We start from the raw sequence: 24,451 nt of genomic DNA, 5'->3' as shown, positions 1-24,451 counted from the left end.
TTGTTAATGCAGACTTGGTTTTTTACCGTATTATACGCAGAGTTGAATCAATTCAGCATTATTGTATTGAGCGATAACAGGTCACAAAGGCAGATTTCTGTTTCAGGCAAAGTGATAGCATACGAAGTCCGCCGTTAGCGGGTTTGCAATTATTACATCTACAAGTTTAGAGGTCATCATGATCAACGAGATCAAAAGAATCGGTGTCTTAACGAGTGGCGGTGATGCGCCGGGTATGAATGCGGCTATTCGTGGTGTAGTTCGTGCAGGATTAACCGAAGGGTTAGAGGTTTTCGGTATTTATGATGGCTATCTTGGCTTGTATGAAAACCGTATGAAGAAACTTGACCGTTTCAGTGTATCCGACATGATTAACCGCGGTGGTACTTTTCTGGGTTCAGCCCGTTTCCCTGAATTCAGGGATGAGGAAGTTCGTGCTATCGCTATTGAGAACATGAGAAAGATCGGGCTTGATGCACTGGTGGTTATTGGCGGTGATGGTTCTTATCTTGGGGCGAAGAAACTGACCGAAGCCGGTTTTCCATGTATCGGTCTGCCGGGTACCATTGATAATGATGTGGCGGGTACGGACTATACCATCGGCTATTTCACCGCGCTGGAAACGGTTGTTGAAGCCATTGACCGCCTGCGTGATACTTCAACTTCCCACAAACGTATTTCCATTGTTGAAGTGATGGGGCGTTATTGTGGTGATCTTACTCTGTCAGCCGCTATTGCGGGAGGTTGTGAGTTTATCGTTCTGCCTGAAGTCTCATTTAGTCGTGATGAACTGGTGGCTGAGATTAAAGCGGGTATCGATAAAGGTAAACGCCATGCGATCGTTGCGATTACTGAGCATGTTTGTGATGTCTATGAACTTGCGAGGCATATCGAAAAAGAGACTCATCATGAAACCCGTGCAACCGTCTTAGGCCATATTCAGCGTGGTGGTTCTCCGGTCGCTTATGACCGTATTCTGGCTTCCCGTATGGGGGCATATTCCATTCAATTGCTGTTGGAAGGCTATGGTGGCCGTTGTGTTGGTATCCAGAACGAGAAACTTGTTCATCATGACATCATTGATGCAGTGCAGAATATGAAACGTGTGTTTAAACAGGATTGGCTGGAAACTGCGAAAAAGCTGTACTGATCACGTCAATACAAGCAAATCTGAATCTGTTGCAGCCTCTTTGGAGGCTGTAATTTCTCCTTAGTATATTCCTCTTGCATATAAGTAAATGTTTTTAATTATTTCTGAGTGATAACGCTTTCTGTCAGCCTTGAATTTCATAATAGTTAAAACAGTTTGTGGAGAGATTCAAATGAGAGTCAGATGGCGTGTGGCATTGGCGTTACTGTTGATGACCGGTAGCAGTGTGTGGGCAAAGAATCTTCAGCTTCTTAATGTATCCTATGATCCAACCAGAGAGTTATATCAACAATATAATCAGGCTTTCAGTGATTACTGGCAGCAGAAGACTGGGGATAAAGTGACAATCCGGCAATCTCATGGCGGTTCCGGCAAGCAGGCAACGTCTGTCATCAATGGCCTTGAGGCGGATGTGGTAACACTGGCTCTGGCCTATGATGTGGATGCCATTGCCGAGCGTGGCCGGATAGATAAAGGATGGATTAAGCGTTTACCGGATAATTCTGCCCCCTATACTTCAACAATTGTTTTTCTGGTGCGGAAGGGCAATCCAAAACAAATTAAAGACTGGCCGGATTTAATTCGCCCTGGTGTAGCTGTTGTGACGCCAAATCCAAAAACATCGGGTGGAGCACGTTGGAATTATCTGGCTGCTTGGGGTTATGGGTTGGCGCATAACAATCAGGATCAGAGTAAAGCCAAAGCGTTTGTTAAAGCGCTTTATCAGAATGTTGAAGTGCTGGATTCCGGCGCCAGAGGAGCGACCAATACTTTTGTCGAGCGTGGAATTGGTGATGTTTTAATTGCCTGGGAGAATGAAGCGTTATTGGCTATCCATGAGCTTGATAAAGATAAATTCGAAATTGTGACACCCAGCGTTTCAATCCTTGCTGAACCGACGGTTTCTGTCGTTGATAAGGTGGTTGATAAACGTGGCAGCCGTCAGTTGGCAACGGAATACCTGCAATACCTTTACTCTCCTGCTGGGCAGGAGATAGCGGCTAAAAACTATTATCGTCCACGTGATAAAGCGATTGCCGATAAATACCGGTCTATTTTCCCTGAGTTGAAATTATTTACTGTTGACAAGGTATTCGATGGCTGGGGAAATGCGCAAAAAGTGCATTTTGTAACTGGCGGTGTATTTGATGAGATTATTCAGCGTCAAAAATGAATAGCCGCCGTAGGTGTACGGCGGACAATTATCACTAAAATTTGATCAGGCTCTTTTCGCTGCGATGGCGGCTTTTACGATAACAGCAAAAGCGTCAGCTTTCAGGGAGGCACCGCCAACCAGTGCACCGTCAATATCCGGCTGGGTGAATAATTCAGCCGCGTTACCTGCGTTCACAGAACCACCGTACTGGATAATCACTTGCTCTGCGATTGCCGCGTCTCTCTTTGCAATGTGGTCACGAATAAATTTGTGCACAGCCTGAGCTTGCGCTGGTGTTGCTGATTTACCGGTACCAATCGCCCAAACAGGTTCGTAAGCGATTACCGCATCTTGGAAGGCTTCTACACCTAATGTGTTCAGGACAGCATCAATTTGTCTTGCGCATACTGTTTCAGTTTGGCCGGCTTCATTTTCCTGTTCAGTTTCACCGATACACAGAACCGGGATCAGACCTTGTTCTTTAAGAACGGCAAATTTCTTCGCAATGAATTCGTCACTTTCTTTGTGGTAAGTACGGCGTTCAGAGTGGCCGATGATAATGTATTCTGCGTCAATGTCTTTCAGCATTTCAGCGGAAGTTTCACCGGTAAATGCGCCAGACAGGTTGACGTCAACATCTTGTGCGCCCAGAGCAATGTGGCTGCCAACCAGCGCTTGTTTAGCCTGAGAGAGATAAAGTGCTGGTGGCGCGATAGCGACTTCACAGCCAGCAATATGGTTCAGTTCTTTACGCAGGCCAGTGATAAGCTCGTTGACCATATGGGTGCTGCCATTCAATTTCCAGTTACCCATAACTAATGGATGTCGCATGTTTTTTCCTCCAACCAGAGAATTTTTAAGTAGTGGATTGAATGAAATTCATTCTTGGGATCAAGTCGTTAGATCAGTGGTCCACAGTATAGTGGTCATTGCAAACAATAGCTTTGCTTTTTATCACTAATTTTGATTAGTTTTCTGGTCCAGATAGCGATAGCTTAATCGGTTCAATTGCGAAAGTAAGCGTTTTTTTGCTGCCGTTTACCACAATATAGCGAATGGCACCGATGTTATGGCTGAAAAATGGCAATTTTTTGCTGTTTTTCAGCAAATTATCAATATTCTCTTTGCTTTGATCCTGTGAAAGGGTCGGATTAAAGTGGCGCATCAACGCTATCATGTACTGCTCTGTTAAAATTTGATTTTTCTGAGTTTCTGTTTCATTTTCTGATGGCAGTAATGTCAGTTGCAGACTTTTGATTTTTTCACTTCCCCGTTCCAGTACTGCCGAAGAGTAAAGTTTCTCATTGATTTTGCTGGCTGCTCGTGTCAGAGGCAGATAAATGTCTTTGCCGGTAATGACCCGGTACTCGTGTAGTGGCAATGCCGGGTTGCGGCGATTATATTTTTCACGAAACCGCGGAATGGTTTCATCAAAAGAGGGGGCGTTTGGCAGAAGGTAGGCCGCTTGTGCGATGGGGACAGTTGTTTTGGATTTATCGGCATGGGTTACCAACGGTAAGCCCGCGCTGTTTGCCATTAACGTTATCGCCAGAAATTTATTAATGTCCATTTTCATGTTGCCGCTCGCTTGGGTTAAACTGCACCGAAAAACAGAATACACGATTGGAAAAGAATAGATGACATTACAACAATGGGGTTTTTCATTTAAAGGGCGAATTGGGCGACGGGAATTCTGGATTGGCATCGGTGTTTGTCTGGCCTTGATGTTTGTTATCTTGACTATTCAGGGAATGAGCTCTTTGACCATGCACTATGCTGTTTTTGCGCTGGCTTTGGTGATGTATCCTGCGGCGGCAATGATGGCGAAGCGTTTGCATGATCGCAATAAGCGGGGAGGCTGGTCGCTGCTTTTATTGCTGGCATGGTTGCTGATTGCCGCTGATTGGGGCGGCATGGAACCATTCTGGCAATGGGGGATTGGCCGTTTTATCCCCACATTAATTATCGTTATGATGGTGCTTGATTGCGGTGTATTCCGTGGCACGGATGGGCCAAACCGGTTTGGTGAAGGGGCAGAAAAAGTGGATTTTATTTCTGCCGAAGATGATTGAAATTACCAGTATTGCTCGCTGGTGATATGCCCTGGTTTGCGGCGCAGGTGTTTTGCCATTCCACGCTGTTCTTTTAGCAGTTGTTGGGTATCTTTCACCATTTGGGGATTACCGCATAGCATTATATGGCTGTTGTCGCTGTTCATCGGCAGCCCGACAGCCGCCTCAAGTTCGCCATTTTCAATCAATGCCGGGATACGGCCAGTCAATGAGCCAGGATTTTGTTCGCGGCTGACGATCGTCTGAATTCTTAATTTGCCGTTGAAGCGCTGAACTAATTGCTCCATTAAGGGCAGGTAGCTTAAATCTTGTGTTAGCCTGACTGCATGCACCAATACGATGTTCTCGAATCTGTCCAGATAATCCCCTTGCTGAAGGATTGACAGATAAGGGCCAATGGCTGTCCCCGTTGAAAGCATCCATAATGTTTTGCAATCCGGTATCTCATCAAGGATAAAAAATCCGGCGGCTTGTTCTGTAACCAATAGATCATCACCGGGTTGCAGGGCTGCTAACCGTGGGCTGAGTTTGCCTTCTGGAACTGTCACTAAATAGAATTCAAGATTATTATCTGTCGGCGCATTAACGTAAGAGTAGGCCCGTTGAACCCGCTCGTCCTCTATTTCCAGCGCCAGTTTCGCAAATTGACCTGCGGTAAACTCTTCAACCGGTGCATGCATCCTGATGCTGAATAAGGTATCCGTCCAGTGAATAACTTGTGTAACTTTTCCTGTAATCCAGTTTGCCATTGGAATTAATCTCCTATCCTGAAACCCCGGAACAGTTTGTTTTTATGCCGTGATTTTAGTCTATCGATATAAATATCATTATCGATTCTGTGTCATAGGGGAATGAATTTGTTTTTCTTAATATCGGGTTTGAATAGTCGAGGTTATCTTAATAGCCGATAATAATTTTAGTATAAAATTCATAAAGATAATAGTTTACCATGCTATAGATCTTATCTATAAATATGGAGATAAATTATCAAAGGAATATTCTGATTCTATCTACGAGATAATAGAAAGTTTGTCGAAATTAGGCTTTACGTTAGATCTTAATGTTCGATTTAGCTTTAAAAGAAAATTTCTGAAGATAGGAAAGAAATAGAATTTCAAAGGGTGGAAAATTCCACCCTTTCTTTATCTTTCTATCAGCAAATCTTAGCTTTTATCTTCCCAGTCTTGCGCGCGGGCAACTGCTTTTTTCCAACCATTGTATTTGTAATTACGCTCGGTGGTTTCAATACCCGGACGGAATTCTTTCTCAATGGTGGCTTTGCTTTTCACTTCATCCAGATCTTGCCAGTAGCCTACTGCTAATCCTGCGAGGAATGCGGCTCCCAATGCGGTGCTTTCACGCACTACAGGGCGTTCTACGCGAGTACCTAGGATATCTGACTGGAATTGCATCAGGAAGTTATTGGCAACGGCACCGCCATCTACACGCAGTGCTTGCAATCGGGTACCTGCATCCGCTTGCATGGCATCCAGTACATCACGGGTCTGATAGGCAATGGATTCCAGCGTTGCACGAATAATGTGATTACTGTTTGTTCCTCGGGTCAGGCCGAAAATGGCGCCGCGGGCGTAAGGGTCCCAGTAGGGCGCGCCAAGACCGGTAAACGCGGGAACCACATACACGCCGTTACTGTTTTTAACTTTGGTGGCAAAGTATTCGGAGTCAGCAGCATCTGCAATGAGTTTCAGTTCATCACGCAGCCACTGAATAGAAGCGCCGCCAACGAAAACCGCACCTTCAAGCGCATAGTTCACTTCACCGCGGGGACCACAGGCAATGGTTGTCAGCAAGCCGTGATTGGAGCGTACGGCATCGTTACCTGTGTTCATCAGCAGGAAACAGCCTGTTCCGTAGGTGTTTTTCGCCATACCGGGTTGGACACAAAGCTGGCCATACAGAGCTGCCTGTTGGTCACCGGCAATGCCGGCGATAGGGATCCGGGTGCCGCCTTTACCGCCAATGTTGGTTTGACCATAAATCTCAGAAGATGAATGAGTAGTGGGTAGCATGGCTCGTGGGATTTGTAACTCATCAAGAATATGTTGATCCCACTCCAGATTGTGAATATTGAACAGCATCGTACGGGACGCGTTGGTGTAGTCCGTAACGTGGACACGGCCCTGGGTCATTTTCCATACCAGCCAGGTGTCTACAGTACCAAACAGTAACTCGCCTTTTTCTGCCCGCTTACGCGCACCTTCAACATGATCCAGAATCCATTTTACTTTGGTGCCAGAGAAGTAAGGGTCAACGACCAATCCTGTGTTCTGGCGAATATATTCTTCCAGGCCTTCTTTTTGTTTCAGTTTGGTACAGGCATCTGCGGTACGACGACATTGCCAAACAATGGCATTGTAGATTGGTTTACCGGTTTCCTTTTCCCAAATAATTGTTGTTTCACGTTGGTTGGTAATGCCAATGCCGGCAATCTGATCAGAACTAATATCCGCTTTCGCTAATACTTCTACCAGCGTTGAGCTTTGGGTTGCCCAGATTTCCATAGGATCATGTTCGACCCAGCCCGGTTTAGGATAAATTTGAGTAAATTCTCTTTGGGAAATAGAGATAATATTGGCGTCGTGATCAAGAATGACTGCCCGGGAACTGGTTGTTCCCTGATCAAGAGCGACAATATATTTTTTCTCAATCATATTTTTTGTTGTCATGATAATAACCTGTTCTGGTAATGCTCTACTTTAGGCTTTCTTTTTGCTCTGGTCTTTAGTCTTGTTGGTATCCGATGGCAAATGGCGACCAATAAGTTTGCGGTAGCCGAATGCTCCTATAATACCGCCGATAATCGGTGCGGTCAGAGTAACCAGACAGTAAGGGATTTCACGTCCACCAGTCAGAGCGATATCTCCCCAACCTGCCAGATAAGCAATTAGTTTAGGGCTAAAGTCACGGGCCGGGTTTAGGGCGAAACCGGTTAATGGGCCAAATGCGCCACCAATAACGGCAATCAGAATACCAATCAGTAACGGAGCCAGAGGCCCGCGTGGAACACCGTTACCATCGTCAGTGAGTGACAGAATCAGACACAGCAGCGCTGCGGCAATGATGACTTCTACCATAAATGCTTGAGAAATAGATAGCGATGCCATCGGGTAAGTGGAGAATACACCTGCTGTAAACAGGCTTTCAGGGGTGCCGCGAACAATATTATGTACTTGCTCGTAATCAAGGAATACGCTGTAGTACATCATATAGATGATAGCAGCAGCGACAAAACCACCGATCATTTGGGCAATAATAAAAGGAACGACTTTTTTGCCCTCGAAACGGGCAAACAGCCAGAAGGCAATTGTCACCGCCGGGTTAAGGTGACCACCGGAAACACCTGCGGTGAGATAAACTGCCAATGCGACACCCATCCCCCAAATGATACTGATTTCCCACAAGCCCAGTTGTGCGCCGGCAATTCGGGCAGCGGCAACACAACCTACGCCAAAGAAAACCAATAGTGCGGTACCAAGAAACTCAGCGATACATTGTCCGGTTAATGTCGTGCTAGTGGTTTGGCTCATATGTTCTATCCTACGAAGAAGATTTTGGAGTGGTAATTATTATTTTCGCCTTTCAGCATTGAAAGGAAGGTTTTGTAAATTTATCGTTAATGCGCGGAAACGAGAAATAGCGAAATTGAAATGTGTGTGTTGTGTCAACAAAATGAGCGGTTCCGCATTTTTTTGGCATCTTGCTAAAAATTAAAGTGTGAGACACTTTGTAGTTTTTATTTGATAGTTATTTTTCATGTGTTGGGGATGTTGCTAGACAGGGACGCTTTGGCTACATACAATCAGACGATTGCTTATAAGGGGGAACCGAGAATGTCATTTGAAGTTTTTGAAAAGCTGGAAGCTAAGGTTCAGCAGGCGATTGATACTATTACCCTGCTACAAATGGAAATTGAAGAATTAAAAGAAAAGAATAAGTCTTTGTCTCAGGAAATTGAAACCGCAGCCAACAGCCGCGAGTCTCTGGTTCATGAGAATGAGCAATTAAAACAAGAGCAGCAAGTATGGCAGGAGCGTTTGCGTGCCTTGTTAGGCAAAATGGAAGATGTCCAGTAGTTACAAATTGTCGGCAGACAAAAAAGGGCGATCCCAAAAATCGCCCTTGATCTTATACGCTGTCGTTAGATGCTCACTTCATCTTCACTGTTATCAAGTGCCAGTGGCTCTTCAGATAGAATGATGCCCGTATTGTCAGCATACAGATAATCGCCGGAGAAGAAGGTTACACCACCGAAATTTACCCGGATATCGCTTGCACCGGTTCCTTCATCACGACAGCCAGCAGGAATGGCCGCTATAGCCTGAATACCAAGGTCAAGCTCTGCCAGCTGGTCAACTTGACGTACTGCACCGTAAACGACAATGCCCTCCCATCCATTTTGCACAGCGAGTTGCGCCAGTTCTGCGTCAATCAATGCCTGACGTACAGAACCACCACCATCTATCAGTAAAATACGGCCGTGACCGTTGTCTTCAAGCAGGTCGTAAATTAACCCGTTGTCTTCAAAACATTTGACTGTGATGATTTGACCACCAAATGAAGTACGCCCACCAAAATTGGAGAACATAGGCTCTACCACATTTACTTCTTCTTGATAGATGTCACAAAGCGCGGAAGTATCATATTTCATAGGATTTACGTCTGGTTAAGGTATGGAACAGTAAGTATATCCCTTTCAGGTTGATGTTAGCAAAATCATCAATAATTAAGAACAAGTCCAGCCGAAAACAGAATGTTAGTCAGTAATGCCGCTTTAACCATATGTTCCAGCATTGGGCGCATGCCTTCTGGTGTGGGTTCGTTGAGCACATACCACATGTGTTTGAGCAACAAAGGCAATGCGAGCAGGAACAGCCAACCGGACCAGCCTGGCAGATTTTGTATGGTAAACAAGACCAGGCAGAGGGTGGCTCCGATGATGAGACAGGCATGATAATAGCGGGCTTTTTGGGGGCCGAGACGGACAGCAAGGGTGTTTTTGCCATTCCGTTTGTCATCTTCAATATCACGCAAATTATTAATATTTAAAACAGCAGCGGAAAGAAGACCACAGGCAGTTGCCGGCAGCATGACAATTGAGTCAAAAAACCCTGCTTGAAGATAATAAGCCCCGGCAACACTTAACCAGCCAAAGAATATCAGTACGGAAATATCGCCAAGTCCTATATAGCCATAGGGTTTTGCGCCGACTGTATAGGTAATTGCAGCAACAATTGCCAACAGACCAAGGACCAGAAAACCTAATATGTCCCTAGGTTCTTCACAGGCAACGGCAATGAGGGCAATTCCAGACAGGCAAGCCAACAGCACCGTAATCTTCAGCGCTTTTTTCATCTGCGAGGCGGTGATAACGCCTTTTTGCATACCGCGCAGTGGCCCGATACGTTTTTCAGTATCACTTCCTTTGACAACATCGCCGTAATCATTGGCGAGATTGGACAGAATTTGTAACATAGCCGCTGTTAACAGAGCCAGTAAGGCGACAGGCAGCTTGAAATGTCCTGTCCAGACCGCAAGGGCGGAGCCGGTAATAATGGCTGCGAGGGCGAGTGGCAGCGTTTTAGGGCGTAAACTCTCCAGCCATGCTTGAGTTTGACTGACGGAAGTTGGTGAGTTCATTTCTACGTTAACTTACTCCTTTAAATATTATAAAAAATAAATGGGAGGCGAGCCTCCCATCAATAATTATAGCGGATAAGAAACCGTATATTCCGATTATAGGATAAATCGGCTCAGATCTTCATCTGCAACCAGCTCATCTAAATGTTCTTTGACGTAATTGGCATCGATATCAACTGATTGACCAGGACGTTCGCTGGCGTCAAAAGAGATATCTTCCATCAGTCGCTCAAGAACAGTATGCAAGCGACGGGCACCGATATTTTCGGTTGATTCGTTTACCTGCCATGCCGATTCAGCGATTTTGCGGATGCCATCAGCGGTGAAGCTGATGTTCATTCCTTCTGTTGCCATCAGCGCTTTGTACTGTTCCGTCAGGGATGCATTAGGTTCAGTCAGAATACGTTCAAAATCTTCTGTGGTTAATGCCTGTAATTCCACACGGATTGGCAGACGCCCTTGTAATTCAGGGATCAGATCAGAAGGGCTGGAAACCTGGAATGCGCCGGAGGCGATAAACAGGATATGGTCTGTTTTTACCATACCGTGTTTGGTGGATACCGTACAGCCTTCCACCAGTGGCAACAGGTCACGCTGAACACCTTCACGGGAAACGTCAGGGCCTGAAGTCTGGCCGCGTTTACAGATTTTGTCGATTTCATCAATGAAGACGATACCGTGTTGTTCAACCGAATCAATGGCCTGTTGTTTCAATTCTTCCGGGTTAACCAGTTTAGCGGCTTCTTCTTCCACTAGCAGTTTGAAAGCATCTTTGATTTTCAGCTTACGGGATTTATGTTTTTGACCGGCAAGGTTCTGGAACATGGATTGCAACTGGTTAGTCATCTCTTCCATGCCAGGAGGTGCCATGATCTCTACGCCCACCGGTGTGGTGGCAACATCGATCTCGATTTCTTTATCATCAAGCTGACCTTCACGTAACTTCTTACGGAATGCCTGACGAGCGGCTGAGGGTTCAGATTGTGTCTCCGCTTGTCCCCAGTTATTTTTTGCTGGTGGGATCAAGACATCCAGAATGCGCTCTTCTGCCAGTTCTTCAGCCCGGTAACGATTTTTTTCAATGGATTGCAGACGAACCATTTTAACCGCAGCATCGGTCAGATCACGGATGATAGAATCGACTTCTTTACCAACATAGCCAACTTCGGTGAATTTTGTCGCTTCAACTTTGATGAATGGCGCGTTTGCCAGTTTTGCCAGCCGCCGGGCGATTTCGGTTTTACCGACACCTGTTGGGCCAATCATCAGAATATTTTTAGGCGTCACTTCATAACGCAGCATTTCATTCAGCTGCATACGACGCCAGCGGTTACGGAGTGCGATAGCTACAGCGCGTTTCGCTTTGTCCTGACCAATGATGTGGTTGTCAAGTTCGCTGACAATTTCGCGTGGAGTCATTTCAGACATACTATCTACCCTTACGCTTTTGAAGGAAGTTCTTCGAAGTTGTGATTATGGTTGGTGTAAATACAGATATCACCGGCAATTGTCAGTGCTTTCTCTGCAATTTCTCTGGCACTGAGATCGGTATTTTCCAGCATTGCTCGTGCAGCAGACTGCGCGTATGGGCCACCGGAACCAATGGCAATCAGGTCATTTTCCGGCTGAATGACATCGCCGTTACCTGTAATGATCAGGGAGGTATTTTCATCTGCGACTGCCAGCAATGCTTCCAGTTTGCGTAGCATGCGGTCGGTCCGCCAGTCTTTGGCAAGTTCAACGGCTGCCTTGGTCAGATGTCCTTGATGTATTTCAAGTTTACGTTCAAACAGTTCAAACAGAGTAAAAGCGTCTGCTGTACCGCCAGCAAAACCCGCGATTACTTTGTCATTATAGAGGCGGCGAACTTTGCGGACATTGCCTTTCATGACGGTATTACCCATCGTTGCCTGTCCATCACCACCGATTACAACTTGGCCGTTACGGCGAACACTTACGATTGTAGTCACGAATAAGCCCTTGGTTACAAAAATAAATAAATGTGACGCACGGTACTTTCGACAGTGTATATGGCTATCGAAAATACCGTGTGCACGGTGCTAGCAGTATAAATGGGGGAGAATTATCATTTTTCAACCCCCAGCAACACGGAGAATACAACCGGGTACGCCAGCGCCTTTCAGGCGTTCCTGCATTTTTCCTGCGGTGCTTTTGCTGTAAGGGCCAAGAACGACACGATGCCAGCCGTCTCCCGTTGTGATTTGGCTTTCAATACCCGCAAATGCCAGGTTGGCGCGTACTGACTCAGCTTGGTCCATATTGCGGAATGAACCACATTGCAAAATTATACGTTGTGCATTTTCTGCTGGTTTAGGTTTGCTGGGTTCAGCCGGTGACGGTGTTTGTGGCTGAACTGGCTGAGTCTGCATTTGTTGTTGTGGCAATGTTTGCTGAGGTTGTGGTCTTGTTTCCAATGGTTGTTGCGTTTCTGCTGATGGTTTGATGATCACTTGTGAACGCGGTACTTGAACGCCATTGTATGGGACTTCTGGTAATGAAGTCGCTGGTTGACGCATATCTGCCTGCATTTGTTCAAGCAACTGCCGTTGTTCTGCCGTCAGCGGAATGCGTGATTTTGTCTGCTCGCCGGATGATGGCTCACGTGGCGTCGCGATACCAACAGGACGATTTTCCAATTCTTTGATATAGCGCCAGCGCTCTTCTGGTTTTGGCGGTAAGCCATTATTTTGCTGAGGATGTTTTGGTAGTACGTCTGGCGCGCTTTCTTGTCCATTGTGGGTAATAAAATAAAGGCCGCCAATAAAGATAACGACCAATGCTACCGCGATTGCCAGAGTGGTTTTTGGCAGCCCCTGGGACGGGTATTTTTTCTTATCGGTGTTTTTACGGCGGGCGTTTGAACGCCCGCGACTCACATAATCTCGTTGTGCCACTGTCTAATTCGCTGAGTTATTTAAATAAAAGGAAATAAACGACATGTTACTTAACCTGGAGTTATTTGCCTAGCTTTTAGGCGAACAGGTGCTTTGCCGGATGATTAATTCAGATTCCAGTAATTGAGAACCGCCAGATGTTGTATGGCCCTGGATTTGATCCAACAACAACAACATTGCTTTTTGACCAATCTCATAACGGGGTTGTCCAACGGTTGTTAATGGCGGATCGCTGTACATGGCCAGGCTTAAGTTATCAAACCCAATGATTGATAAATCTTGCGGTATTCTTAAGCCCATTCTTTTAGCCTGCCACATAACGCCAATCGCCATCACATCGCTGTGGCAGAAAATAGCTGTTGGGGGTTCTGGCAGAGACATCAGCTGCTCGGTCAGCTTTGCGCCGCTTTCATGGGTAAAGTTACCTTGGACGATATAATCTTCACGGATTGTCCCTCCAGAACGACGCAACGCCTGAATATATCCCTGAAGGCGGTAGCGGCAAAGCAGGATATCGTCCGGCCCGGAGATACAGGCAATGTGCTTATGCCCAAGTGTTTGCAGGTAATGAGTGGCATTGAATGCTGCGGTCAGGTTATCAATATGAATAGTCGGCAGTTCCAGCTCTGGCGCAAATTCGTTTGCCATGACCATGGGCGGCAAGTTTTTTTGTTCTTCTTTGCTGGCGTCAAATGGAATATTGGAGCCAAGCAGCAACAGGCCATCAATTTGTTTGGTGACAATCAAGTTAAGAAATGTGTGTAGCTGTTTTTGCTGATGTTGACAATCACCGATTAAAACCAGATAACCCTGTTGCGTTGCTGTCTCTTCAATACCGCAAATCACATCAGTGAAAAAAGGGTCACTGATATTCGGCACTATGACTAAAACCGTTTTCGACTCGCTGCGTTTAAGATTACGGGATAAATTATTTGGGTAATAACCCACAGCCAGTACAGCTTGTTCCACTTTTTGTCGTGTCTGGGAAGAAACCTTTTCTGGATTCATGAGTGTTCTTGATACTGTTGCGGTAGAAACGCCAGCCACTTCAGCGACATCTTTCATCGTTGCAGAGGTGCCATTCTTTTTCTGCTCCAAAACTCACTCCTCATTTCCTGACTGATTAGTTAAACGATTGTCATTTTCTGGTTGCCGGGAGACCGTCAGTGGCCTTAGGAAAGTCACGACATTTTGGTTTAAGGTGATGACAATGTTATTAAGGGACCATTCTAAACAGTTTGGCAAATTCGTTTGTTCTTTAGTTTGCAAAAAAGTGTGATATGAATCATTTATTCGATATGGCTCGCAAATTAGTGGATAATTTTTTATTAATTGAGGATGACTTAGTTGATTTTACTCATTCGTTAATAGAAGTATGCTTAATCTGATAACGTTATATGTTTTAAAATAAAGATGATTAATCACTAACCATCCGTTGGGTCAACATCAATATTCCATTTCACTTTCCGGGTTTGCGGCAGAGTCATTATTTGTGGATAAACCATCATCATGATTTTTTGTAAAAAAATTCTGGATGGATGTTGAATCAATAATTGCCAGCGATAACGTCCACCTCTTTTTGCCTTTAATGCGGGAACTGGCCCCATTATCCATAAGTTATCATCACGCAGAGGATGATTTTCAAAAAGCAGGCGCAATTGCTGTAAAAAAGCGGGTGCTTGCTGATTATCGTGATCTTCTGACCGCAAGATAATGTGGCTGGTAAATGGCGGCAAAAATACACTTTGGCGTTCATCCATCGCCTGAGTTGCGAAGGCGTCGTAACCTTTATTCAGCAGAATTTGCAGTAACGGATGGTCAGGATGATGAGTTTGGAGAACCACTTCTCCCTGTTTACCTGCCCGGCCGGCACGACCAGAAACTTGCGTATAAAGCTGTGCGAAGCGTTCTGCTGCCCGGAAATCGGCTGAGAACAGGGCACCATCAACATCCAGCAAAGCGACCAGAGTGACATCGGGGAAATGGTGGCCTTTTGCCAGCATTTGGGTACCAATCAGTATACGGGCGCCACCGGCATGAATGTCGGCCAGTTGTTGTTCCAGTGTTCCTTTGCGGCTGGTGGTATCCCGGTCAATGCGGGTAACCGGTACATCAGGAAACAGCGCTGTAATACCGTCTTCAAGCTGTTCTGTGCCAAGGCCAACAGGTTGAAGATGGGTAGAGCCGCATTGTGGACACTGGCGGGGAACCGGGCGTTGGCTGTCACAATGATGGCAACGCAACTGACGATGGTGCTGATGCAAGGTGTAATAATGGTCACAGCGTTGGCATTCTGCAATCCAGCCACATTCATGGCAGAGCAGAGTAGGTGAGAAACCGCGGCGGTTGAGAAACAGCATTACCTGATTATCTGCTTGCAGGTGTTCTTCAATGCGCTTTATCAGTGGTTGAGATAATCCGACTTTGAGTGGCAAGCCTTTTAAATCCAACAGGTGTTGAGTTGCTGGCTGGGCATAACCTGCTCGTTTGGATAATGTTAGCTGGCGGTATTTGCCCTGTTGCACATTATAAAGTGTCTCCAGTGCCGGAGTCGCAGAACCCATAATCACTGGGATATTCTCTTTCTTTGCCCTGAATACCGCTAAATCCCGGGCATGGTAACGCCAGCCCTCCTGTTGTTTGTAAGAGCTGTCGTGCTCTTCATCAATAATGATGACGCCAAGGCAGGCAAAGGGGGTAAATAAAGCTGAACGTGTACCGATGACGATTGCATTCTCACCACGTTGTGCCCGTAACCATACAGCAAGGCGTTCACTGTCATTCAGGGCTGAATGAAGAACATCAACCGGAGCATTGAAGCGTTCTCTGAAACGACGGATTGTTTGTGGTGTCAGGCCAATTTCCGGTACAAGTATTAGTGCTTGTTTACCTTGCGCCAGAATATTTTCCAGCACACTGAGATAAACTTCCGTTTTACCTGATCCGGTAATGCCGGCCAGTAACCAGGGAGAAAATTGCTGGTCCTCCGCACGGATAGCACCAACTGCTGTGGCTTGTTCTGTATTCAATTTCAGGCGTTCGCCGGTGACTTGGAAGTGATTTCGCCAGTTCTGAGATTCAGGTTGCACTGGGTATAAATCAATAAGTAACTTCTTTTTGAGTGACTGGAAGGCGCTTTCGCTTAATTCCAGTTCTGTAATCTGATGGCGATATATTGCTTTTCGGCGCAGTGCTGCCAGCACTTGTTGCTGTTTTGGTGAACGTTTCAATTGCGCCAAGGGTATTTCAGCTCCCGCCGGAGTCAGTTGCCATTGCCAGAGCGGGGAGGATTCAGAGGACTTTCCTTGACGAAGCAGTGTCGGCAATGCATGGAACAGTACTTCTCCGATGGGATAATGGTAATAGCTGGATGCCCAAAGTAGTAATTGCCAGAGATCTTCTGAAAATAGGGAATGAGTGTCGAGAATAGATTCAATCGATTTCAGTTGTTCCGTTGGAATATCACTGCTGTCAGTTGTTCCGGTGACGATACCAATTGTCTTGCGGTTACTAAAAGAGACGGCCACCCGCATCCCTGCAACGGGTACTTGGTTCTCTGCGGGCAACAGATAATCAAAAGAGCGGGCAAGAGGGATAGGCAGGGCAACCTGAACGACGGTCATAAAATTATTCCGGGCGATCAATAAATAAAGTAAAAATTGGCTATAGAGTATCATAGACAATCAGCGGATTTCATTGCGGGATAGGCAGATATTCTGTATGATCCGCCGCCTTTGGTACAAAAGATACCAAACTTATTTTATCAACACGACGTGTGGTGTCTGGCGGCAACAGGGCTGGATAGCGACACGGCCTTAACAGAGGTTATCCCATGAAAAAAGATATTCATCCTAAATATGAAGAAGTTACTGCAACTTGTTCTTGCGGTAATGTAATGCAGATCAAATCTACCGTTAATCGCGCTCTGAATCTGGACGTATGTGGCCAATGCCACCCATTCTATACTGGTAAACAACGTGATGTTGCTACCGGTGGTCGTGTTGATCGCTTCAACAAACGTTTCAACGTTCCAGGTGTTGGCAAGTAATTGCCAAATTGTGTCTGCTTATAAAGCAGATCAACTGGTACGAACAAACGCCCGATGTTTTGCATCGGGCGTTTTGTATTTAAATCGGTCATTTTGTATTTTAATTAGTAAAAACCCCCTGAATTTTGCAGGAGGTTTCGTTATGCCACTATCAATATTCCCAGGTATCGGGATCAATGCCTAATTCCCGCATGATCCCTTTGGCAGCCTCTGGGATTTCGTCATTACGCTCTTTGCGTAAATCAGCGTCATCGGGCAGTGGTTGCCCGGTAAATGCATGCAGGAATGCTTCACACAGCAATTCACTGTTAGTCGCGTGACGCAGGTTATTTACCTGGCGGCGGGTGCGCTCATCAGTGAGGATCCTCAACACTTTCAAAGGAATTGAAACTGTGATTTTCTTCACCTGTTCGCTTTTTTTGCCATGTTCAGCATAAGGGCTGACATATTCACCGTTCCACTCAGCCATGGGGTACCTTAAATAGTCGTGAAGTCATAAAAGTAAGCCGGATAACAGAACCCGCTTTCGTTGCAAAATATTGCCATTTTATCGTGATTTCCTTATCAATTATACAGTTATAGTATATGCGATAAACTAATGACTACTAATAATAAAAGCAGCATAGTTGTAATGGATAATTATCCCATTACTTAATCTAACCGTAAAGAGGTTTGGATGTCTAGATGTATTGACGTCTATTGTGGTGGCGGGTATTCTTCCCTGACTCGAATTTATGACAGGCAGTGGTGACTGATATGACACGCAAACAGGCAACAATAGCAGTTCGCAGTGGGCTGAATAATGATGAGCAGTATGGTTGTGTTGTTCCGCCTATTTATCTTTCCAGTACATATAATTTTACTGATTTTAATCAGCCGAGAACACATGATTATTCCCGGAGGGGTAATCCAGGCCGCGATATGGTGCAGAGGGTATTGGCTGAACTGGAGGGGGGAGTAGGTGCTGTTATGACCAGCAGCGGCATGTCAGCGATTCACCTGTTATGCACGGTTTTTCTTAAGCCGGGCGATCTGTTGGTTGCTCCCCATGACTGTTATGGCGGCAGCTACCGCTTGTTTGACAGCCAGAGTAAACGCGGTGCTTATGAAGTGGCTTTTGTTGATCAGAGTGATGAACAGGCGTTAAAACAGGTATTGTCCAGAAAGCCAAAGTTGGTATTAATTGAAACACCAAGTAATCCTTTATTGCGTATCGTGGATATTGCCCATATATGCCAGCTTTCCCATGATGTCGGTGCGACAGTGATTGTTGATAACACTTTTCTGAGTCCTGTATTACAAAAACCGCTGGCATTGGGGGCAGATCTGGCTGTTCATTCCTGTACTAAGTATCTTAATGGACATTCTGATGTTATTGCCGGAGCCATTATTGCAAAGGATGAAGATATCGCGACGGAGCTTGCCTGGTGGGCGAATAATATTGGTGTGACCGGTGCGGCGTTTGATAGTTATCTTCTGTTGCGTGGGATGCGTACTTTATCGCCACGGATCCTTTTACAGCAAAATAATGCGCGGGAGATTGTGAATTATCTTCAACAGCAACCGTTAGTGAAGAAACTTTTTTATCCTGCTTTGAAAGATCATCCAGGGCATGAAATTGCCTGTAAGCAACAGTCCGGTTTTGGCGCAATGATAAGTTTTGAGTTAGATGGCAATGAATCGGCAATACTCTGTTTTCTGTCTAAGTTGAAATTATTTACTTTGGCGGAATCATTGGGAGGCGTGGAAACGTTGATTTCCCATACTGCTACTATGACTCATGCGGGAATGTCAGCACAGGCAAGGGCAGAAGCGGGTATTACGGATTCATTGTTGCGTGTTTCTGTGGGTATTGAAGATAGTCAGGATTTAATCGCTGATTTGGAAAATGCATTTCAGGCAGTAGTAAAGGAGTGACCATGAGTGCACTGGCAGTAGCAGGGGCGGAAAATGGCCGCCAATTACATAAGTTTGGAGGTAGCAGCCTCGCGGATGTGAAATGTTATCAACGGGTAGCCAAGATTATGGCTAATTACAGCCAACCTGGTGATTTGATGGTGGTATCCGCGGCAGGCAGCACAACCAACCAGTTAATTAACTGGCTTAAACTCAGCCAGAATGACCGTATTTCTGCCCATCAGGTACAGCAGGTTTTGCGCCGTTATCAGCAGGATCTTATCAGAGGCTTGCTGCCTGAAACTGTTGCTGAGGAATTGGTGAAGCATTTTATTGCTGATCTTGAAAGGTTAAGTGCATTACTGGATAAGCCGGTCAGTGATGTGACTTATGCCGAAGTTGTTGGTCATGGAGAGATCTGGTCTGCACGTTTGATGTCAGCGGTACTTGAAGCTCAGGGCATCGCCAGTGACTGGGTGGATGCCCGTCAGTTTTTACGCGCTGAACGGACGGCTCAACCTCAAGTTGATGTTGACCTTTCTCAGCCATTACTGAGTCAGCTATTAACTCAAAATCTTAATAAGCGGCTGGTTGTAACGGGTTTTATCTCCAGTAATCATGATGGAGAAACGGTTTTACTGGGGCGAAATGGCAGTGACTATTCTGCAACGCAGGTTGGTGCTCTGGCAGGGGCTAAACGGGTAACCATCTGGAGTGATGTCGCTGGTGTTTACAGCGCCGATCCGAGAAAAGTAAAAGACGCCTGTCTGTTACCTTTATTACGTCTGGATGAAGCGAGTGAGCTTGCTCGTCTTGCAGCACCTGTGCTGCATACCCGTACCTTACAGCCTGTTTCCGTCAGTGATATTGATTTACTGCTGCGTTGCAGCTATCAGCCGGAGCAGGGCTCCACCCGTATTGAAAGGGTGTTGGCTTCCGGGACTGGGGCAAAAATTGTCACCAGCCATGATGAAGTTTGTCTGATTGAATTGCATGTGGCTGCCCATAATGATTTCAAACAGATATACAAAGATATTGATCTGTTGTTAAAGCGGGGACAAATCCGCCCACTGGCAGCCGGTATCCATCCGGACTGTAACCTGATTCAGCTCTGTTACACCTCCGAAGTGGTGAATAGTGCACTGGAGGTTTTGGAAGATGCTGCGCTGCCGGGGAAACTTTCCCTGAGAGAAGGATTGGCGTTGGTGGCGCTGGTTGGGGCGGGTGTCTGTAAGAATCCATTGCATTGCCATCGTTTTTATCAGCAGCTTAAAGATCAGCCGGTAGAATTTATCTGGCACGCGGAGGATGGTATCAGTCTTGTCGCTGTGCTGCGGACCAATCAGACTGAACATGTGATTCAGGGGCTGCATCAGTGTTTGTTCCGTGCTGAAAAGCGAATTGGCCTGATTTTGTTTGGTAAAGGAAATATCGGCTCCCGTTGGTTGGAGCTATTCGCCCGTGAGCAGAAAAATATTTCTGCCCGCAGTGATTTTGAATTTATTCTGGCGGGTGTAGCGGATAGTCGCCGGAGTTTGCTTGACTATCAGGGGATTGATGCCAGCCGGGCATTAGCTTTCTTTGATGCTGAAGCGACAGAGCATGATGTCGATGAGTTGTTCCTGTGGATGCGGGCGCACCCTTATGACGATCTGGTGATCCTGGATGTGACTGCCAGTGAAGAACTGGCACGATGTTACAGTGATTTTGCCAGTTATGGTTTCCATGTTATCAGTGCCAATAAAATTGCCGGTGCTTCCAGTAGTAATGATTATCGTCTTATTCGTGACGCATTTGCCAAAACCGGTCGTCACTGGTTTTACAATGCAACCGTTGGCGCAGGCTTACCGATCAACCATACAGTGAGAGATTTACGCGAGAGTGGCGATACCATTTTATCCATAAGTGGTATTTTCTCCGGTACGTTATCTTGGCTGTTTCTGCAATTTGATGGTTCAGTGCCATTCAGTGATTTGGTTGAACAGGCGTGGCAGCAGGGACTGACAGAACCTGATCCACGAATTGATCTGTCTGGTCAGGATGTCATGCGTAAACTAATTATCCTTGCCCGTGAAGCTGGCTATGAGATTGAGCCAGAGCAGGTGCGTGTTGAGTCATTAGTGCCGAAAGAAGCGAAATCAGGTTCTATTGAGCAGTTCTTTGATAACAGCGGTGTTATCAATGAGCAAATGGTACAGCGATTGGCTGCGGCACAGGAAATGGGCATGGTATTGCGCTATGTCGCCCGTTTTGATGCGAATGGTAAGGCTAAAGTCGGTGTTGAGGCGGTACGTCCCGATCACCCATTGGCTTCCTTGTTACCGTGCGACAATGTATTTGCGATTGAGAGTCGTTGGTATCGTGATAATCCGCTGGTGATCCGTGGGCCGGGTGCCGGTCGTGATGTTACAGCAGGCGCGATTCAGTCTGATCTTAACCGTTTGTCACAACTGCTTTAGGTTGCAAAATCCCCACTTGTTTGCTGATGCAATTTCCTTCGCTTGATATTTGAGGTAACGAGGGGAAGGGTGTTCTGGTAAAGACACCCTTCTTCATCGCTGCCTTGGGTATCTTGATTTGCCAACTCGATATAAACAAAGCCAAATATTCTCTGATGAATTTTTTTCCGATTCAGGATGAATATTACTCACTCTCTTAACTCAAACTTATTGTTGACTAAAAAATCCCAATCCTTCATCTTATTTAGACGTCTAAACGTATAGGTGGTTAGGCGTTTAGATGTTTAAATAAACGTAACTGGCAAATTATAAGACAGGAAATTATTCCGCTTGTTAACGAGGTACAGGGTATGAGTTTTTTTCACGCTAATCAGCGAGAAGCGCTGAATCAGAATCTGGCTGAATTGGAAGGACAGATCCGTGTTTCATTTGAATTCTTTCCACCGCGTACAGCTGAGATGGAAAAAACCCTGTGGAAATCCATTGGTCGCTTGAGCACTCTCAAGCCTAAATTTGTTTCTGTTACTTATGGGGCTAACTCTGGTGAACGTGACCGTACCCATAGCATTATCAAAGGAATAAAAGAGAAAACCGGTCTTGAGGCTGCTCCGCACCTTACCTGTATTGATGCCAGCCGCGATGAATTGTGCGAAATCGCCCGTGATTATTGGAATAATGGAATTCGTCATATTGTGGCTTTGCGGGGTGATTTACCTGATAACAGTGAAAAACCCAAAATGTATGGGGCTGATCTGGTTGAATTACTGAAGAAAGAAGCTGATTTTGATATTTCAGTGGCTGCTTACCCTGAAGTTCATCCTGAAGCGAAAAATTCTCAGGCTGATCTGATTTGCCTGAAACGAAAGATTGATGCGGGTGCGAACCGCGCGATTACTCAATTCTTCTTTGATGTTGAAAGTTATCTGCGTTTTCGTGACCGCTGTGTTGCCGCCGGAATTGATGTGGAAATCGTACCGGGTATTCTGCCGGTATCCAACTTCCGTCAGCTGAAACGTTTTGCGACAATGACCAATGTTCGTATTCCAAGCTGGATGACCAGAATGTTTGAGGGGTTGGATGATGATCCTGAGAGCTCTAATCTGGTTGGCGCTTCTATCGCAATGGATATGGTGAAAATTTTAAGTCGTGAAGGTGTGAAAGATTTTCACTTTTATACCTTAAACCGTGCGGAACTGAGTTATGCAATTTGTCATACTCTGGGTGTTCGTCCTTAATCATTGGCTCTTATTAAGAAATGTCGCTTAGTAAGAGCATATTTTTTTCTGCTGTATTGATATGAATGGTAAATTCTTATTATATTTGTGAATATTAAGGCTAACATATTTTTGATATTTAATTTTATAGGGTTGAAATAATAAAATGGTTTTAATGTTAGTAAATAATTCATTGTTATAAATTAAATTGTTAAATATAAACTATAGTAAACGATTACTATGGTTATCATGATTTCCATAATATCTTTTCACACGATTATCACTCTTTCATAGACAGGGGTTTTATGGATAATATTTTTTTATATGTAAAAAATGTTTGTTTATTATCTTGTGATTGTCGCTAAATACTGATTTAAGGTAAAAAACCTCACAATAACGAGAGGCTTTTTATTTTATAACTGAGAAATTTAACTGGGAACTCTTTATAACCGCTCTTGGGCTGGTAACCATTGGTTGGATTAGGCGCCTAACTTCCGCTATCCCGTTCATACGCCTTTTAAAGTTATATACACTCTATATTTACACATATATCGTAAAATATTCTTGATCATTTCTGGCTAAATAGCTACATGGACACCGATCCAATGTAAACATGGTTTTTTATTTTTTCTGACAATATGGTCGCGAACATATATTTGGCTTCAAAGAGCTCCAATATGAGCAGTCAATTGGCCCATACGAAAACAAGGCACCGGATAACGCGGTGATTTGTGCTGGGTACGCTCGTTTTCCTATAGATACAGTAAATTAACGTACACAGTGTTTTGCTGTATGAAATTTAAATAAGCAAGTTTGAGTATTGAGTCGGTAACGAAAATCTTCTGATACCTAAAATAGACAAAAATCGGGTCACTTTTTTACATAAGCAGGGCAGGAAAAATACTAAGATGCTTCTAATTAATTCAACTTAATTTTGGAAAAGATAATGCCAATCTCACCCATTAGCGGCCATATGCCACTTAGCCAAATGCAGGCTCCTCAGCACGCTGCCGCCTCTCCTCTACTCGAACAGGGCAATCGTTTGTTTGAACAGTCTGTTCGACGCGGTCCTCTGCATTTCCAGAGTTCGGATCTCAAACAGTTGATTACCGAACTGCGCCAGTTGCAGAGTGCCCCCAGTAGTGTGCAGGCCCAACGGGTACAGGATGCTATCCAGCACTGGGAGAACCACCATCCCAAAGAGGTGGAGGCCCGGGGCACCCGTCTCACCGAACTCAAACAGGCCCTGGCGGAACAGGGTGCTATGGTGCGTGCCCACCAGCCAAATGTGGTCGCACCCGGTATCAAAGCCGTGTTACAACAGGCCATGCCAACCTTGGAGAAGATGGGAACCTATGCATGCACCGATGCAGGCACCTTCGTTAGCAAGCAGAATCCCCAATATCAGCAAATCATGGAGAGGTTACGGTTATTCAATGATAATCCTGAGCGCCAGAAGGTCAACAGCCAAGCCAACATGATGTCCAACATGGCAGCCATCGCCGCCAAGCGAGGCAACGTCAGCCTCAACCAGTTGCAATCCATCGCCCGCCATGTCGCTCAGGCCCAGGCTGGCTGCTGCACTACCCTGGCCTACTCTGCGGCAGCCGAATTGATGAAGCACAATCAAGACGACCAGCAGCGCATTGAGGTAGTCGCTCATCGTGGCTCCAAGGGGCATACCCAGACCCACTGCTTCGTGGTAGTCGGGCGCGATCCCAACAGTGAGCTCAGCAAACCAGAAACTTGGGGTTCTCAGGCACGCGTCATCGATCCTTGGGCCGCGACCATAGGTGGTGAGCTGCAAGGTACACCAAGTAAGCCTCCAATCGCCAACCTGTGGCCGCCGACTGAATCCGTGTTTGACAACCATAAAGAGTAAT

The 24,451-nt window shown here is 45.6% G+C and carries 22 protein-coding genes; 9 read left to right on the top strand and 13 right to left on the bottom strand.

The annotated features are described in order from the left end of the window. Positions 1-178: 178 nt before the first annotated feature. Both pfkA and VY86_RS07220 read left to right on the top strand, forming a co-directional pair. The gene (gene pfkA, locus VY86_RS07225; RefSeq protein WP_046974449.1) at positions 179-1,150 is read left to right on the top strand and encodes a 6-phosphofructokinase; all 972 of its coding nucleotides are present in this window, start codon (positions 179-181) and stop codon (positions 1,148-1,150) included. A 172-nt stretch (positions 1,151-1,322) separates the two neighbouring features. After that, the gene (locus VY86_RS07220; protein WP_046974448.1) at positions 1,323-2,324 is read left to right on the top strand and encodes a sulfate ABC transporter substrate-binding protein; all 1,002 of its coding nucleotides are present in this window, start codon (positions 1,323-1,325) and stop codon (positions 2,322-2,324) included. Positions 2,325-2,369: 45 nt separating this feature from the next. Here VY86_RS07220 and tpiA read toward each other — a convergent pair whose 3' ends face one another. Both tpiA and VY86_RS07210 read right to left on the bottom strand, forming a co-directional pair. Then, complete coding sequence (gene tpiA, locus VY86_RS07215) at positions 2,370-3,137, bottom strand: triose-phosphate isomerase (RefSeq protein WP_046974447.1); 768 nt, start codon at positions 3,135-3,137, stop codon at positions 2,370-2,372. Between the two features lie 136 nt (positions 3,138-3,273). Then, on the bottom strand, positions 3,274-3,876 hold the full coding sequence (locus tag VY86_RS07210; protein ID WP_193386971.1) for a DUF1454 family protein: 603 nt from the start codon (positions 3,874-3,876) through the stop codon (positions 3,274-3,276). A 67-nt stretch (positions 3,877-3,943) separates the two neighbouring features. Here VY86_RS07210 and VY86_RS07205 point away from each other — a divergent pair, with 67 nt between their 5' ends. Then, the gene (locus tag VY86_RS07205; protein ID WP_046974445.1) at positions 3,944-4,378 is read left to right on the top strand and encodes a DUF805 domain-containing protein; all 435 of its coding nucleotides are present in this window, start codon (positions 3,944-3,946) and stop codon (positions 4,376-4,378) included. Between the two features lie 2 nt (positions 4,379-4,380). Here VY86_RS07205 and fpr read toward each other — a convergent pair whose 3' ends face one another. From fpr to VY86_RS07190, 3 genes are all read right to left on the bottom strand, one after another. Beyond that, positions 4,381-5,127 (bottom strand): ferredoxin--NADP(+) reductase, encoded by a 747-nt coding sequence (gene fpr / locus VY86_RS07200; RefSeq protein WP_046974444.1) that lies wholly within the window; start codon positions 5,125-5,127, stop codon positions 4,381-4,383. A gap of 414 nt (positions 5,128-5,541) precedes the next feature. Further along, positions 5,542-7,065 (bottom strand): glycerol kinase GlpK, encoded by a 1,524-nt coding sequence (glpK, locus tag VY86_RS07195; RefSeq protein ID WP_046974443.1) that lies wholly within the window; start codon positions 7,063-7,065, stop codon positions 5,542-5,544. Between the two features lie 30 nt (positions 7,066-7,095). Then, positions 7,096-7,926: an MIP/aquaporin family protein gene (locus VY86_RS07190; protein ID WP_021325395.1), complete on the bottom strand. Its 831-nt coding sequence runs from the start codon at positions 7,924-7,926 to the stop codon at positions 7,096-7,098. Positions 7,927-8,229: 303 nt separating this feature from the next. On the opposite strand from VY86_RS07190, the gene zapB reads away from it, so the two are divergent. Continuing rightward, the gene (zapB, locus tag VY86_RS07185) at positions 8,230-8,472 is read left to right on the top strand and encodes a cell division protein ZapB (RefSeq protein WP_046974442.1); all 243 of its coding nucleotides are present in this window, start codon (positions 8,230-8,232) and stop codon (positions 8,470-8,472) included. Between the two features lie 65 nt (positions 8,473-8,537). Here zapB and rraA read toward each other — a convergent pair whose 3' ends face one another. The 7 genes from rraA to priA all read right to left on the bottom strand — a co-directional run bounded on the left by rraA (position 8,538) and on the right by priA (position 16,574). Beyond that, complete coding sequence (rraA, locus tag VY86_RS07180) at positions 8,538-9,047, bottom strand: ribonuclease E activity regulator RraA (protein ID WP_046974441.1); 510 nt, start codon at positions 9,045-9,047, stop codon at positions 8,538-8,540. 68 nt (positions 9,048-9,115) lie between these two features. After that, positions 9,116-10,036, bottom strand: coding sequence for a 1,4-dihydroxy-2-naphthoate polyprenyltransferase (locus tag VY86_RS07175; RefSeq protein ID WP_021325398.1), 921 nt, complete (start codon positions 10,034-10,036; stop codon positions 9,116-9,118). 96 nt (positions 10,037-10,132) lie between these two features. Next, complete coding sequence (gene hslU, locus VY86_RS07170) at positions 10,133-11,464, bottom strand: ATP-dependent protease ATPase subunit HslU (RefSeq protein ID WP_046974440.1); 1,332 nt, start codon at positions 11,462-11,464, stop codon at positions 10,133-10,135. 11 nt (positions 11,465-11,475) lie between these two features. Next, entirely contained in the window at positions 11,476-12,006 is a 531-nt protein-coding gene (gene hslV / locus VY86_RS07165) for an ATP-dependent protease subunit HslV (protein ID WP_046974439.1), read from the bottom strand. Positions 12,007-12,129: 123 nt separating this feature from the next. Then, positions 12,130-12,951 (bottom strand): cell division protein FtsN, encoded by an 822-nt coding sequence (gene ftsN / locus VY86_RS07160; RefSeq protein ID WP_046974438.1) that lies wholly within the window; start codon positions 12,949-12,951, stop codon positions 12,130-12,132. A gap of 69 nt (positions 12,952-13,020) precedes the next feature. Further along, on the bottom strand, positions 13,021-14,049 hold the full coding sequence (gene cytR, locus VY86_RS07155) for a DNA-binding transcriptional regulator CytR (RefSeq protein ID WP_046974437.1): 1,029 nt from the start codon (positions 14,047-14,049) through the stop codon (positions 13,021-13,023). A gap of 326 nt (positions 14,050-14,375) precedes the next feature. Beyond that, positions 14,376-16,574 (bottom strand): primosomal protein N', encoded by a 2,199-nt coding sequence (gene priA, locus VY86_RS07150; protein WP_046974436.1) that lies wholly within the window; start codon positions 16,572-16,574, stop codon positions 14,376-14,378. 209 nt (positions 16,575-16,783) lie between these two features. On the opposite strand from priA, the gene rpmE reads away from it, so the two are divergent. Then, the gene (gene rpmE / locus VY86_RS07145) at positions 16,784-16,999 is read left to right on the top strand and encodes a 50S ribosomal protein L31 (RefSeq protein ID WP_046974435.1); all 216 of its coding nucleotides are present in this window, start codon (positions 16,784-16,786) and stop codon (positions 16,997-16,999) included. Positions 17,000-17,150: 151 nt separating this feature from the next. Here rpmE and metJ read toward each other — a convergent pair whose 3' ends face one another. Continuing rightward, positions 17,151-17,468, bottom strand: coding sequence for a met regulon transcriptional regulator MetJ (gene metJ, locus VY86_RS07140; RefSeq protein WP_021325403.1), 318 nt, complete (start codon positions 17,466-17,468; stop codon positions 17,151-17,153). A 287-nt stretch (positions 17,469-17,755) separates the two neighbouring features. Between metJ and metB the strand changes: the two genes are divergently transcribed. The 4 genes from metB to VY86_RS07120 all read left to right on the top strand — a co-directional run bounded on the left by metB (position 17,756) and on the right by VY86_RS07120 (position 24,450). Beyond that, the gene (gene metB / locus VY86_RS07135; protein ID WP_046974434.1) at positions 17,756-18,916 is read left to right on the top strand and encodes a cystathionine gamma-synthase; all 1,161 of its coding nucleotides are present in this window, start codon (positions 17,756-17,758) and stop codon (positions 18,914-18,916) included. 2 nt (positions 18,917-18,918) lie between these two features. Next, the gene (locus VY86_RS07130; RefSeq protein ID WP_046974433.1) at positions 18,919-21,354 is read left to right on the top strand and encodes a bifunctional aspartate kinase/homoserine dehydrogenase II; all 2,436 of its coding nucleotides are present in this window, start codon (positions 18,919-18,921) and stop codon (positions 21,352-21,354) included. A 350-nt stretch (positions 21,355-21,704) separates the two neighbouring features. Beyond that, complete coding sequence (metF, locus tag VY86_RS07125; RefSeq protein ID WP_021325406.1) at positions 21,705-22,589, top strand: methylenetetrahydrofolate reductase; 885 nt, start codon at positions 21,705-21,707, stop codon at positions 22,587-22,589. A gap of 925 nt (positions 22,590-23,514) precedes the next feature. Beyond that, complete coding sequence (locus tag VY86_RS07120; protein ID WP_046974432.1) at positions 23,515-24,450, top strand: hypothetical protein; 936 nt, start codon at positions 23,515-23,517, stop codon at positions 24,448-24,450. Position 24,451: the final 1 nt, after the last annotated feature.

The sequence above is a fragment of the Photorhabdus thracensis genome (genome assembly GCF_001010285.1).
Taxonomy (GTDB): Bacteria; Pseudomonadota; Gammaproteobacteria; order Enterobacterales; family Enterobacteriaceae; genus Photorhabdus; species Photorhabdus temperata.
This window is presented reverse-complemented; position numbering and strand designations above follow the sequence as displayed.

What these genes read in the sequence shown, in the direction of transcription:
- pfkA (WP_046974449.1), top strand. Translation starts at nt 179, where the DNA reads ATGATCAACGAGATCAAAAGAATCGGTGTCTTAACGAGTGGCGGTGAT.
- VY86_RS07220 (WP_046974448.1), top strand. Translation starts at nt 1,323, where the DNA reads ATGAGAGTCAGATGGCGTGTGGCATTGGCGTTACTGTTGATGACCGGT.
- tpiA (WP_046974447.1), bottom strand. Translation starts at nt 3,137, where the DNA reads ATGCGACATCCATTAGTTATGGGTAACTGGAAATTGAATGGCAGCACC.
- VY86_RS07210 (WP_193386971.1), bottom strand. Translation starts at nt 3,876, where the DNA reads ATGGACATTAATAAATTTCTGGCGATAACGTTAATGGCAAACAGCGCG.
- VY86_RS07205 (WP_046974445.1), top strand. Translation starts at nt 3,944, where the DNA reads ATGACATTACAACAATGGGGTTTTTCATTTAAAGGGCGAATTGGGCGA.
- fpr (WP_046974444.1), bottom strand. Translation starts at nt 5,127, where the DNA reads ATGGCAAACTGGATTACAGGAAAAGTTACACAAGTTATTCACTGGACG.
- glpK (WP_046974443.1), bottom strand. Translation starts at nt 7,065, where the DNA reads ATGACAACAAAAAATATGATTGAGAAAAAATATATTGTCGCTCTTGAT.
- VY86_RS07190 (WP_021325395.1), bottom strand. Translation starts at nt 7,926, where the DNA reads ATGAGCCAAACCACTAGCACGACATTAACCGGACAATGTATCGCTGAG.
- zapB (WP_046974442.1), top strand. Translation starts at nt 8,230, where the DNA reads ATGTCATTTGAAGTTTTTGAAAAGCTGGAAGCTAAGGTTCAGCAGGCG.
- rraA (WP_046974441.1), bottom strand. Translation starts at nt 9,047, where the DNA reads ATGAAATATGATACTTCCGCGCTTTGTGACATCTATCAAGAAGAAGTA.
- VY86_RS07175 (WP_021325398.1), bottom strand. Translation starts at nt 10,036, where the DNA reads ATGAACTCACCAACTTCCGTCAGTCAAACTCAAGCATGGCTGGAGAGT.
- hslU (WP_046974440.1), bottom strand. Translation starts at nt 11,464, where the DNA reads ATGTCTGAAATGACTCCACGCGAAATTGTCAGCGAACTTGACAACCAC.
- priA (WP_046974436.1), bottom strand. Translation starts at nt 16,574, where the DNA reads ATGACCGTCGTTCAGGTTGCCCTGCCTATCCCTCTTGCCCGCTCTTTT.
- rpmE (WP_046974435.1), top strand. Translation starts at nt 16,784, where the DNA reads ATGAAAAAAGATATTCATCCTAAATATGAAGAAGTTACTGCAACTTGT.
- metJ (WP_021325403.1), bottom strand. Translation starts at nt 17,468, where the DNA reads ATGGCTGAGTGGAACGGTGAATATGTCAGCCCTTATGCTGAACATGGC.
- metB (WP_046974434.1), top strand. Translation starts at nt 17,756, where the DNA reads ATGACACGCAAACAGGCAACAATAGCAGTTCGCAGTGGGCTGAATAAT.
- VY86_RS07130 (WP_046974433.1), top strand. Translation starts at nt 18,919, where the DNA reads ATGAGTGCACTGGCAGTAGCAGGGGCGGAAAATGGCCGCCAATTACAT.
- metF (WP_021325406.1), top strand. Translation starts at nt 21,705, where the DNA reads ATGAGTTTTTTTCACGCTAATCAGCGAGAAGCGCTGAATCAGAATCTG.
- VY86_RS07120 (WP_046974432.1), top strand. Translation starts at nt 23,515, where the DNA reads ATGCCAATCTCACCCATTAGCGGCCATATGCCACTTAGCCAAATGCAG.